General features: G+C 37.0%; 8 protein-coding genes. 6 read left to right on the top strand and 2 right to left on the bottom strand.

What is annotated here, in order from left to right; genetic code table 11:
* The first annotated feature begins 215 nt into the window (after positions 1-215).
* The 5 genes from D7D81_RS01390 (at position 216) to araH (ending at position 6,512) form a co-directional block, all read left to right on the top strand.
* Positions 216-2,051 carry an ATP-binding cassette domain-containing protein gene (locus tag D7D81_RS01390; protein WP_125986604.1) on the top strand — a complete coding sequence of 612 codons (1,836 nt, stop codon included), beginning with the start codon at positions 216-218 and terminating at the stop codon, positions 2,049-2,051.
* A 13-nt stretch (positions 2,052-2,064) separates the two neighbouring features.
* Positions 2,065-2,652 carry an ANTAR domain-containing response regulator gene (locus D7D81_RS01385; protein ID WP_125986602.1) on the top strand — a complete coding sequence of 196 codons (588 nt, stop codon included), beginning with the start codon at positions 2,065-2,067 and terminating at the stop codon, positions 2,650-2,652.
* A gap of 369 nt (positions 2,653-3,021) precedes the next feature.
* Complete coding sequence (locus D7D81_RS01380; RefSeq protein ID WP_164522359.1) at positions 3,022-3,954, top strand: arabinose ABC transporter substrate-binding protein; 933 nt, start codon at positions 3,022-3,024, stop codon at positions 3,952-3,954.
* Positions 3,955-4,027: 73 nt separating this feature from the next.
* Complete coding sequence (araG, locus tag D7D81_RS01375) at positions 4,028-5,518, top strand: L-arabinose ABC transporter ATP-binding protein AraG (protein ID WP_125986598.1); 1,491 nt, start codon at positions 4,028-4,030, stop codon at positions 5,516-5,518.
* Positions 5,519-5,552: 34 nt separating this feature from the next.
* Positions 5,553-6,512 carry an L-arabinose ABC transporter permease AraH gene (gene araH, locus D7D81_RS01370; protein ID WP_125986596.1) on the top strand — a complete coding sequence of 320 codons (960 nt, stop codon included), beginning with the start codon at positions 5,553-5,555 and terminating at the stop codon, positions 6,510-6,512.
* A gap of 334 nt (positions 6,513-6,846) precedes the next feature.
* Here araH and D7D81_RS01365 read toward each other — a convergent pair whose 3' ends face one another.
* Together D7D81_RS01365 and D7D81_RS01360 are read right to left on the bottom strand one after the other, a co-directional pair.
* On the bottom strand, positions 6,847-7,800 hold the full coding sequence (locus D7D81_RS01365) for an AraC family transcriptional regulator (RefSeq protein ID WP_205739303.1): 954 nt from the start codon (positions 7,798-7,800) through the stop codon (positions 6,847-6,849).
* A gap of 156 nt (positions 7,801-7,956) precedes the next feature.
* On the bottom strand, positions 7,957-9,201 hold the full coding sequence (locus D7D81_RS01360) for an IS110 family RNA-guided transposase (protein ID WP_125986592.1): 1,245 nt from the start codon (positions 9,199-9,201) through the stop codon (positions 7,957-7,959).
* A gap of 315 nt (positions 9,202-9,516) precedes the next feature.
* On the opposite strand from D7D81_RS01360, the gene D7D81_RS01355 reads away from it, so the two are divergent.
* Positions 9,517-12,852: a DUF5107 domain-containing protein gene (locus tag D7D81_RS01355; protein ID WP_125986590.1), complete on the top strand. Its 3,336-nt coding sequence runs from the start codon at positions 9,517-9,519 to the stop codon at positions 12,850-12,852.
* Positions 12,853-12,881 lie beyond the last annotated feature (29 nt).

The raw sequence follows: 12,881 nt of genomic DNA, 5'->3' as shown, positions 1-12,881 counted from the left end.
TCTTAGTTAATTTATTAAAAAAACTAAGTTGAGAGATAATTAATAAAATAAGAGGAAGGGAATAGAATATATAGGGAAAGGGTATAGAAAAATTATGAAAAAATTGCAGGGACATGTGTTTTTAGCTAGAAATAATATAGATATGACAACAAAAAACAGACTATTTTAAACAGTATATCTATTTATGGCTGTTAAGGGGAAGAGAGTGTTATGTTATGGAAGATTTTCTACTGGAGATACAGGGTTTAACTACCGTTAACCTTGATGGTTTTAACCTTAACGATATTAACCTGAATCTTTTTCCTGGGGAGGTTCATGCTGTTGTAGGTCTGGGGGGGTCCGGAAAAAAGACCTTGATAGAGGCTATTGCTGGTTTAGTTGATGTCAAAGGGGATATTTTTTTTAAGGGAAAACCGCTTGATTTTAAGATATCTCTTTTGCGGAATAAGGGGATAGAATTTATTTTTGATACACCTTCATTAGTAGATGAACTTACTGTGGCAGAGAATATTTCATTGAACAGATATCCCAGGTGTGGACTGTTGCCCTTTATAAATTTTCAGGGTGTAAAGAATAACTGCCACCAGGCCCTTGATATTATGGAACTGGATTTTAACTATAATATGAGGGTGGGTAAATTATCGGCCGAAGAGAAAAAGAACCTTTCTATTGTCAGGGCTTTTTTTAATAAGCCGGAGATAGTAATTATGCATGAGCCAACAGATTGCCTGGGAGTTAAATCAATACAGAGGCTGTATAATAATATCTACCAGTATAAAAATGAGGGTGGTAGTATTATCTATATAACTAAGCAATGGAAGGATGCCTTAAAGGTTGCCGACCATGTATCAGTGATGTTTCAGGGTGAAATTCTGGGTACTGTATCAGAGGAAGAGGCCAGAACAGCACCTGAGAGACTGGTTAATATGATGCTGGGTAATGAATTATATAATAGGGACAGTGGTGGTGTAGAGGTAGAGAATGAGACCAAGAAGATTTTAAATACAGTTTTTAAAGCTACAGAATTTCTGACTTCCAAATATGAGTTGAAAGATGTATTAAAATTACTGGCTGAATATACTACAGATTTTATGAAAGCTGATGCTTGTACAATCAAATTGCTCGATGAAAAGACTAATACAATCATAGATACAGTTGATTATAGTACTGATAATAATTTATTTGCCGAGCTGAAAGAAGAAGTAATCTTTCAGCTTACCAGGAATGATGAGATCTTTTATGCCTTTCAGCATGATGAAGACTTTTTCAAACTCTTTAAAGAGGTTAATGGAGTAAAGACGATTGTGGTGGCCCCGGTTTTGATACGATCACATGTAACTGGAATAATTCAGGTTTCCTATAGAAAAGAATACAATTATTCTGAGAAAGAGGCTATTTATCTATCAACCCTGGCCAGACAGGCTGCTATTGCTATTGAAGATACCAGACTGATGGGCAGGTCAGCCCTTTTGCAGGAGAGTCACCATAGGATCAAAAACAATCTGCAGTATATTATAAGTTTGATTACCCTGCAGAAGGATTTTATGGGTAAGCATCCATCAAGGGATATAAGTGATATTTTAAATAATATTATCTTTCGTATTAAGAGTATAGCTTCTGTACATGACCTTCTGTCAAAAGATGAATTAGGGAGGAGTATAATTAATGTCAAAGAGATAGTTAATGTTATTATTGAGTTTTTAAATACTAATAGGGTTAAGATGATACTGGAACTTGATGATATTTTTATTTCTTATGATAAGGCCTCTGCTATTGCCCTGGTTATTAATGAATTAGTTAGCAACTGCCTTGAACATGCCTTTTCAGAAAACAACCAGGGGGAAATTAAGATATTATGCTGTAAAAGCAGGGATAGGATTAAACTGATAGTTAAAGATAATGGGAAGGGGTTACCAGCTGATTTTAAGATGGATGAATTAGATAGTCTTGGTTTATCTATAGTTTTTTCCATTGTAAAACATCAGTTTCGGGGTGATATAAAGTTGTCATCTATTAATGGTACCCAGGTGGATATCAGTATACCGTTTTAAAGGGGTGTGATTTATGGATAAATCATTAAATGTTTTAATAGCTGAGGATGAGTCAGTCATATTAATGGGCTTGAAATCTAATCTGGAAAAGCTCGGTCATCGGGTTGTTGGGGAGGCTTTAGATGGTAAACGGGCAGTTAAATTAGCCCTGGAGAAAAAGCCTGATTTGATTTTATTGGACATTAATATGCCTTCTATGGACGGTATAGAAGCAGCTAGCAGGATCAATGAGCAGTGTTTAATTCCCTGTATTATTATAACCGGGTATAATGATCAGAAATTGATTGATCGGGCAACAGAGGCTGGTGTATTTGGGTATCTAATCAAACCTGTAGGTATTAATGATATAAGACCGGCGATTGATATTGCCCGGGCCCGCTTTGCAGAATTTAAAAAACTACAGGATGAACTGGATAATGCAGAGGAGGCCTTGAAAGCTCGCAAATTAATTGAACAGGCCAAAGGTATCCTGATGGATAGAATGGATTTAAAAGAGGCAGAGGCTATGCGCTTGCTACAGAAAAGGAGCAATGAGCAGAACAAAAAAATGGTTATTATTGCCAGAGATATTATTGATGCAGATAAACAGTTTGAACTTTAATTTGGGGTTTATCTTATAATATTTCCACTATTGACTTTAGTGTAAATTATTTGACATCTAACTATATTTCTGGTATACTATTGTACAAATAAAATACTTATATTTGTACTGATGGTCGGTACAAATTGCTAAAGAGGTCAAGGAGGCCCTTTTTTATCAATAACCTGGTCAGGTTATTTGTTAAAGAGGGTCTCTTTTTGCATTCTTATCTAGGCAGGGTTTATTTATGAGTTATTTAAAGTATTAAAGGGGGTGACTTCATAAAGTGAGTTCTTAGTTTCAGAGGGAGTTTTTTGTCGCGTAATAAACAAAATAATTAGAGGAGGAAAAAACTTGAAAAAATTATTATTGTTTGTGCTTAGTGTTGTAATGGTTTTGGGTGTGGTTTCTATTGCCGGGGCTGCAGATGTCAAAATTGGTTTTTTAGTAAAACAACCTGAAGAAGCCTGGTTCCAGGATGAGTGGAGATATGCTGAAGAGGCTGGAGATGATTATGGTTTTGAGGTAATAAAGATTGGTGCAACAGATGGTGAAAAGGTATTATCGGCTATTGATAATTTGGCTGCTCAGGGAGCTCAGGGTTTTATTATCTGTACACCTGATGTTAAGCTGGGTCCTGCCATTAAGGCTAGGGCAGATATGCAGGGTTTAAAGTTTATGAGTGTTGATGACCGTTTTGTTGGTTCAGATGAGCAGCCTATGGAAGAAGTACACCATATGGGCATTTCCGCTTATAATATTGGTAAGTTAGTGGGTAAGACCCTGGTTGAACAGATGAATGAGATGGGTTGGGATTATGATGAGGTGGGTTATCTGGAAATGACCTATAATCAATTACCAACTATTGCTGAGAGAACTGATGGTGCAACAGATGTGCTCCTGGAAAATGGTTTCCCGGAAGCTAATAGATATGAAAGCCCAATGAAGACTCTTGATACTGAAGGTTCTTTTAATGCTGCAAATATCACTATTACTAAGCATTCAGATGTAGATAAATGGATTATTGCTGGTGGTAATGATTCTTCAGTTATTGGTGCAGTAAGGGCCCTGGAGGGGCAGGGTTTTGGTGCTGATCAGGTCATTGGTATTGGTATTAATGGTTCTAATTTTGCTATTAATGAATTTGAAAAAAATGAACCTACCGGTTTTTATGCCTCTGTAAAATTAAGTGCCAGACAACATGGTTATGAAACAGCTGAATTGATGTATAAATGGATTGCTGAAGGGGAAGAACCGCCAAAGGTTACCTGGACTGCTGGTACTTTGATGCATAGAGGAAATTATGAAGAACTAATGGACTAAGTTTGATAGATAGGGCCAGGGCAGTACTGCTGCCTGGCCTGTTCTCTTTAATTTGGAAGAGAGGAGTTGTATTATGAGTCATTATCTAGAGTTTAAGAATATAACGAAAAATTTCCCTGGTGTCAAGGCCCTGGATGAGGTTTCTTTTGGGGTTGATAGTGGGAGCATACATGGGTTAGTTGGTGAAAATGGTGCTGGCAAGTCAACCCTCTTAAACACCCTAAGTGGAGCATTTCAACCGAACAAGGGACAGATAATAATAGATGGTAAACAGTGCAATTTTAGCGGTACCAGGGATGCCCTTGATACAGGCATTGCCGTTATCTACCAGGAATTAAACCTGGTTCCAGAGATGACAGTAGCTGAGAACCTGATGGTCGGTAATTTTCCACATAAGAAGGGTTTTGTTGACCATCATAAATTAATGAAAAAAGCCCGGCGGCAGATTGAGGGTTTGATGGAGGATTTTGACCCTGACACTAAACTTAAAGACCTGTCTATCGGCCAGCGGCAGATGGTTGAGATAGGTAAGGCTTTATTACAAAATGCCAGGATAATTGCTTTTGATGAACCGACAAGTTCCCTATCAGAAAGGGAAGTTAAACATTTATTTCAAATTATTAATAATTTAAAAGAACAAGGGTGCGCAATTATTTATGTATCTCATAGGATGGAAGAAATCTTTAAATTATGTGATGCCTGTACTGTTTTTCGTGATGGAAAACATATTGAAACATACAGAGATATGGAAAATGTTACCCACGACTTGCTGGTTCAGAAGATGGTGGGTCGTGAGATTAAAGATATCTATGGTTATGAACCCCGGGATAAGGGAGAAACAATTTTTCAGGTTAAAGGTATATATGGCCCTGGTATTAGTAAAAAGGCTGAATTTGAAGTGGCAGCTGGGGAAGTGGTTGGTTTCTTTGGGCTAGTTGGGGCTGGCAGAACAGAACTCTTTAAACTGATTTATGGTGAGGAAGCAGTAGAATCAGGTGAGATTAGAGTAAATGGAGAGAGGGTTGAAATTAATAACCCTAAAACTGCTATAAAAAATAGTATCTGCCTTTTGCCAGAGGATAGAAAAGATGAAGGGATTATTGGTATACGTTCTGTTAGTGAGAATATTAATGTAAGTTGTAGGCGACACAGTCTGAAGGCTGGCCTTTTTCTGGATAAGGAGAAAGAAAAAGAGACAACTGATAGTTTTATTAAGAGTCTGGCTATTAAAACACCATCAAGGGAGCAGCAAGCTGGGAATCTGTCAGGAGGAAATCAGCAGAAGGTGATTTTATCACGCTGGTTGAGTGAAGATGTTGAGGTTTTTTTAATGGATGAACCAACAAGAGGTATAGATGTTGGGGCTAAATATGAAATCTATAAGATAATGTACCAGCTTGCCGGTGAAGGTAAAGCAGTAGTCTTTATTTCCAGTGAATTGCCTGAAGTGATGGGTGTTGCAGATAGGATTATTGTCATGAGAAGTGGTGAGATTGTTGGTTCATTAGACCGGGAAAAGGCAACCGAAGAGAAGATACTTTCCATGGCACTGCCTGTTTCCTGAAATAAAATTTTTAAGGCAAGGGAGATTTGATAATATGGATAATAGTGGAGTAAAATCAAAGTTATCATTAAAATATTTTTATGATAATTATAGCATAATTGTTATCTTTGTGGTAATGTTTATTTTACTGTCTATCTTTGTACCCTATTTCTTCACCTGGAGGAATATGGTGGGACTGGCACTTTCAGTAGTAACCATAGGTATTATAGCCAATACAATGATGTTTGCTCTAGGCAGTGGTGATTTTGACCTATCTGTAAGTTCGACAGTAGCTTTTTCAGGGGTTATGGCTGCGGTCATTATTAATGCTACAGGGAATGTATGGCTGGGTATTTTTGCCGGTATTATAGGTGGTGGTATAGTTGGTATAATAAATGGTTTTTCCATTGCTAAACTGGGATTAAATGCCTTAATAGTTACCCTGGCTACCCAGATGATTTTCAGGGGAATGGCTTTTATATTGTCAGGTGGTAGGGCAGTAGGTATTAGGGAAGCAGGTTTCTTTAAACTGGGTAATAGCATGATTTTTGCTATACCGACCCCGATCTGGATTATCATTATATCTTTTATTATCTTTGGGATATTACTTAATAATACGGTTTTTGGTAAAAACACACTGGCGATTGGTGGTAATACCAAAGCAGCCAGGTTAGCAGGTATTAATGTAGACTTTACCAAGATAACTATTTTTACTTTGCAGGGAATTATGGCAGGTTTTGCTGGTGTTATACTGGCTTCCCGTATGACCAGTGGGCAGCCAAATGCAGCCCAGGGTCTGGAGTTAGATGTTATTTCAGCCTGTGTACTTGGTGGAGTGTCATTAAATGGTGGTATAGCTACAATGAGTGGTGTGATTGTTGGTGTACTGATTATGGGTATGATTTCTAATGCCTTAAATCTATTAAATGTCCCTACTTTTTATCAATATGTTGTCAGGGGGGCAGTACTATTAATTGCTATCTATCTTGATAAATTAAAACAGCGTAATCTGTAAGAGTAAAATAATATAAAGGATTTTGTAAAATCACTGTGGATAGGTTGCAGTGATTTTTCTATTAAAAACTATTTGAAAATTGATAATTAAAGCCGATTTATTTTTCTCAGAAATTATATTTTTGGAGATTGAGATAACTTTAAAGACCGACAAATATATTTACTTCCCTTGTCGTGTGCTGTGGTGTCCTACCTTCGCTTACTGTCTAGAAATTTTCTTCCGGCGTCCATGCCTCCAGAAAATTTCTAGAGTCGTCCAGTAAATATATTTGTCTGGTCTATTAAAACTAGCTAGCTTTATTCAAGTCTAAGAAATGTATTTTGCAGAAATTATGTTACCCTTTTTTAATATTTCGATAAGTTCTAGGTGATATCCCCATGATTTTTTTGAAGACCCTTGAAAAGTAGTAGGGGTCACTGTAGGCAAGTCTGGTGGCAATTTCCTTTATCTGTAAGTCGGTTAAATCCAGGTATTTACAGGCCTGCTGGATTTTTAACCTAATGAAATAATCAATAGGTGAAAAACCGGTTTTTTCTTTAAATAGTTTATTGAACTGGCTTTTTGATAGATTGTTCTGGCTGGCCAGTTTATCAAGGCTTATTTTTTTATTGAGGTTTTCTTTCATATAGCTAATAGTTTCATTAATATAGTTTTGGTCTTCTTGACCTGTCTCTTTAAAAAAGATAGTAGCGAGAATATGGTTAAAGGCCTGTGCTGAATAAATAAGGTTATTAATACTGTATCCACTGTTTAGTACATTAAAGATTGAGTCAAAAAAACCTGTAACAAGGGGTGATTTATTAACTTCTATACTGGAAATGGTTAAACTGTCTTTGTTATTAGGATTCAAATAATGCCCAGCTGTTTGGCCGTTAAAATGACACCAGTAGATATACCAGGGTTCTTTGTTATCAGAGCTGTAGATGTGTGCTAAAAAAGGTGGAATGATCAGCAGTGTATTTTCTTCCATATTTCGTTTTTGTCCATTGATAGTGATTATCCCCTTTCCTTTTGAACAATAGATTAAAATATATTGTTTGCTCCCTTCTTTCCTTTTCCTATAGTGATATTGTGCATGAGGGAAATAACCAATATCTGTTACATAGAGGCTTTTTAACAATGGATGATCGGAAGTTTTTTTAATAATATTCTCTGGTATAACAAAGATTTTTTCATTTTGGAACCCGCTTTTCTTTTTTATATTTTTCATAATTATATTATATAAAAAGACCAAGACAATTTCAATAATAATAAGAATATAGTCCATCTTTTCTATTTTAAATTCCATTGCTATAGAGCTGTGTTCATTATATATTAAAGTAAATAGTTGAAAAGAGGGGTGAAGGTTGAAATAAATAATAGATAGCATTTAAAGAATTAGAGGGCATGGCAAAATAAGCCATCATATAATGACTTTTAAAAAATGAAGTTAAAGGTGTTATGGTTATGCAGTTGACTTAATTCGATAACCCTGAAGCCGAGCTAATAAAATTGCTTGTTCTACCGTAATTTCACGGTCTACTGGAAGAACATCAGATTTTCTATATAAATCAGCATTATAGGGTTCCTTTTTTTTCAACATGTTGTATAATGCTGATAGAAGCATTCTTGCAATGGCAATAATTGCTTTCTTATGTCCACGCCGTTTCTTTAAGCGGAGATAACGGTTGCGGATCTCAGGGTGTTTTTCACTTTTAACTACAGCGGTTGCACACTGTACAAGAAGTGGTTTAATGTAACATCCTGATTTAGAAACCCGGACTGATTTTTTCTTACCTGCACTTTCGTTGTTAGTAGGAGTAAGCCCAGCCCAAGAACAAAGATGCTTAGCAGTAGGAAAAACATCCATATTGACCCCTATCTCTGAAATTACACCAATAGCTGAGAAGATGTTTTTAAAGGATGGGGCAGTTAAAATAAGATCAATTTCTTGCTGGTATGGCTTGGCAAGTTTGAGAATAAGTTCTTCTAGATCAGATTTCCGGGTTTCTAAATCCTCATAATGCTGTTTGATAACCTTTAATTTACCAGCCTGTTCCGGTGTAATATAACCGTCAATGGCGAGTTCCAATTCGGGAAGTTTTTTCTTCATGGAACCATGAATTAAGGGCTCAATATCAAAAGAAGTATCAAGAGGATTTTCCAGAATCTTATCTATAATCCTTTGTGAACTTTTACCAAAAGTATCAGAAACGATATTACCTAACTGAATGTTAGAAACGGTAAGACAGTTCTGCAGTCGATTCTTCTCACTTGACATAAAGCAGATCAACTTGAAACGATAACGCATCAGATCACGTAGCTGTCGGATTTGGGCAGGTGGCATAAAACTACCAGCAACAAGATCATGTTTAAACAGGTCAGCAATCCACTTTGCATCTTTCTTATCAGTTTTTTTACCACGGATTGCTTTAACATATTTAGGGTGGGCAAGAACAATATTGCAGGAAGTTTCAAGAACATTAAATACAGGGATCCAGTATTTCCCTGTGGATTCCATGCAGACATCCTTGCAGTCATTATCAAGTAGCCATTGTAACAGCTCTCTCAAACCCTTTGTGTAGGTAGAAAAGCGATGACTCTTGTAGGTGGTAACACCTTTAGAATTAGTGGAAGCTATACAAGCAACCACGAAAGTTTTGTGGACATCGATGCCACAACAAATTTTGTATACGATTTTTAAAGCCATAGGGATTCCTTTCTAAACCAAGAGGTTTTTTAAGAATTATAGGGATGGACAGCATTGACTGATTGCCTAGCGATAAACGAGTATTGTTTATACAAAGATAAGGTTTCGTGCTCGGTGGCACACTTATTTGTGCTTGAAAAGGCAATCTACACATATAATCATTCGGTCACTTCATAAATGAAGCAGCCCACTCACCCCCTCGTGATTTGTAGTTTACTGATATCCCTATGACTTTATTATAAAACAAAATAGCTCAAAGACACAATTTCATAACATTTTGTGCCTTGAGCGCAGCGAAAGGAATGGATATAAATCATGAAAAAAGACTATGTAAAAATGTGGGAAGAGGATCTTGAGATACCTACTTACCCTGTCGGAGAGGCTGATAAGAATCCAATGTTTTTAGAAAAAAGGGTTTATCAGGGGAGCTCAGGAAAGGTTTACCCACTACCATTTACTGAAAAAATCTATGATGAAATGGTAAGCAAGGAATACCGGGTAGTGTATCTGGAAAACCCTTATCTAAAAATTATGATTATGCCGGAGATAGGTGGAAGGATTCAGCGGGCTTATGATAAGACAAACGGCTATGATTTTGTTTATTATAATCAGGTTATTAAACCTGCCTTGGTAGGTTTAACAGGTCCCTGGATATCTGGAGGGATTGAGTTTAACTGGCCACAGCATCATAGGCCGCGCACCTTTGCACCAGTGGAATATACTCTGGTTGAGAATGAAGATGGTAGTAAAACTGTTTATTTGAGTGAAATTGACAGGATGTATGGAACTAAAGGGATGGCTGGGATTACCCTTTATCCAGATAAGGCCTATCTGGAAATAGCGGGTCAGCTTTATAATGGTACTACGCTACCACAGAGCTTTTTATGGTGGGCTAACCCAGCGGTAGCGGTTAATAATCAGTATAAGTCTATTTTTCCACCAGATGTTAATGCTGTTTTTGACCATGGTAAAAGGGATGTTTCTACTTTTCCTATTGCTACTGGAGAGTATTATAAAGTTGATTATTCTGATGGTGTTGATATTTCCATGTATAAAAACATACCAGTACCTACTTCTTATATGGCTTATCATTCTGATTATGATTTTGTTGGAGGGTATGATTTTGGGAGGGAAGCTGGTATTTTACATGTAGCTGACCATCATGTTTCACCTGGTAAGAAACAGTGGACCTGGGGTAATGGGGATTTTGGTCAGGCCTGGTACAGGAATCTTACTGATGAAGATGGCCCTTACATTGAATTAATGACCGGGGTATATACAGATAATCAACCTGATTTCACCTGGTTACAACCCTATGAAGAAAAGACCTTTAAACAGTATTTTATGCCGTATAAACAACTGGGTGAAGTAAAGAATGCGAATAAAGATGTTTTAGTAAATCTAGAGTTTGCAGGTGCTAAGGCCAGCCTAGCTGTTTATACTACTTCTGTCTATGAAAATCTAGAGATAAGGTTAAACTCAGGTGATGATGTCTTAGTAAAAGAGATAGTTACTACCGGGCCTGAAAAGGTTTATAAAAAAGAAATTAACTTTGATGAAAACAGGACTAAGGATTCATATGAATTAAAGGTTATTACAGATAGAGGGGATCTGCTTATCTCTTACCAGACAGATAGAGATAATGAAATAGAAGTACCGGAACCAGCTAAACCAGCGGCCAGACCAGCAGAGATTGATAGTAATGAAAGGCTTTTCTTGACTGGCCTTCATATAGAATTGTATCGACATGCTACCTATGAGCCTGATCCCTATTACCTGGAGGGATTAAAAAGGGACCCCGGTGATATTCGGATTAATAATGCTTATGGAAGAATGCTTTTTAGAAGGGGTATGTTTGCTGAAAGTGAGGTTTATTTTAGAAAGGCAATTGAGAGACTTACCTGGAAAAATCCTAATCCGTATTATGGTGAACCTTATTATAATTTAGGCTTAACACTTAAAATGCAGGGTAAACTGGATGAAGCCTTTGATGCCTTCTATCAAGCGGTCTGGAATGAGGCCTGGCAGGCCAGTGGGTATTATAACCTGGCACAGATTGCCTGTTTGAAAAGTAATTATGGTGAGGCTTTAAAATATGTAGATAAGTCTATTATTAAAAACTACCACCATATCAAGGCCCGTAATCTAAAGACTATGATACTTCGTGTGCAGAATAGAATGGAAGAAGCACGTGATTTTGCTCAGGAGACTTTCAAAATAGACAGACTTGATTTTCTTGTACGCAATGAACTTTATCTGATTAATTCTCTTAATAAGGGTAAAGAGTTAGCACAGGCTGTTAAAGAAAAACTATCCTGTATTATGCGGGACAGCCACCATAATTATCTGGAAACAGCTATTGATTATGCAGAGGCAGGGTTTTATAATGAGGCAGTAGACCTTCTGGAGAGATTAATTGAGAGGTCTTCTAGCAAGGAAAAAGTCTACCCTATGATTTACTACTATTTAGGATATTATTGTGAGCAAATTAAGCAAGAAGATAAGAGCTGGAGATATTATGAATTAGCAGTAAAGGCTCAGCCTGATTATTGTTTTCCCCATAGGGTTAATTCGATCCTTGTTCTGGAAAGGGCAATGGAAGTTAATGAACATGATCCGCGGGCACCTTATTATCTGGGGAATCTCTATTATGATAAGAAGCAATATCAAAAGGCGATTAGTCTTTGGGAAAAGGCCAGAGAAGAGGATAATGACTTCCCTACTGTCCACCGTAATCTGGCTCTAGCCTATTATAATAAAGAAGGGAAAACTGCTGAAGCCAGGACTTCACTGGAGAAAGCCTTTGAACTAAATCCTACTGATGCCAGGGTCCTTTTTGAACTTGATCAATTATATAAAAAAATACAGCTTGATCATCGGGAAAGGCTTGCTTTCCTTGAAGAGAATATGTCTTTAATTAAAGGAAGAGATGATTTATATAATGAATATCTTACCCTTTATAATAATATAGGAAAATATCAGAAGGCACTTGAACTCCTGAAAAAAAGGAAATTTCACCCCTGGGAAGGTGGTGAGGGTAAGGTTACTGCCCAGTATGTTTTTTCCTTATTACAGCTGGCCAGACTGGCTGTCAAGGAAGAGAAATATCAGCAGGCGGTTAATTTGTTGTTACAGGCCAAAGAGTACCCGGTAAATCTTGGTGAAGGGAAATTACCTATTGTTCAGGAAAATGATATTAATTATTATCTTGGGTTAAGTTACCAAAGACTTGGTAAAAAGGAACAGGCTGAAAAGTATTTAAGTAAGGCCAGTCAGGGCCCGGAAGAACCCTCAGATATGTTCTTTTATAATGACCAGCCAGCTGATTTGATTTTTTACCAGGGACTGGCTCTCAGGGAACTAGGTGATGAAACTGGAGCAGTCAGGAAGTTCAAGAAATTACTTGACTATGGAAAAGCACACCTGGATGATAAGATAGAAATAGACTATTTTGCTGTTTCCTTACCTGATTTTCTTGTTTTTGATGCTGATTTAGAACAGAAGAATAAAGTACACTGCCATTATTTAATGGGTCTTGGGCTGCTGGGGTTGGGTAAATATCAAAAAGCAGAGGAACATTTATCAAAGGCTCGCAATCTAAATATTAATCACCAGGGAGTTTTAGTTCACCTTGATATTCTGAAGAAATAGCAGGATAAATCTGTTTTAGGAGTTAAAAT

The organism is Halocella sp. SP3-1 (assembly GCF_003953885.1).
Lineage (GTDB): Bacteria > Bacillota > Halanaerobiia > Halanaerobiales > DTU029 > Iocasia > Iocasia fonsfrigidae.
Note: the sequence above shows the minus strand (reverse complement) of the source record. Positions and strands in the feature narration are given on the sequence as shown.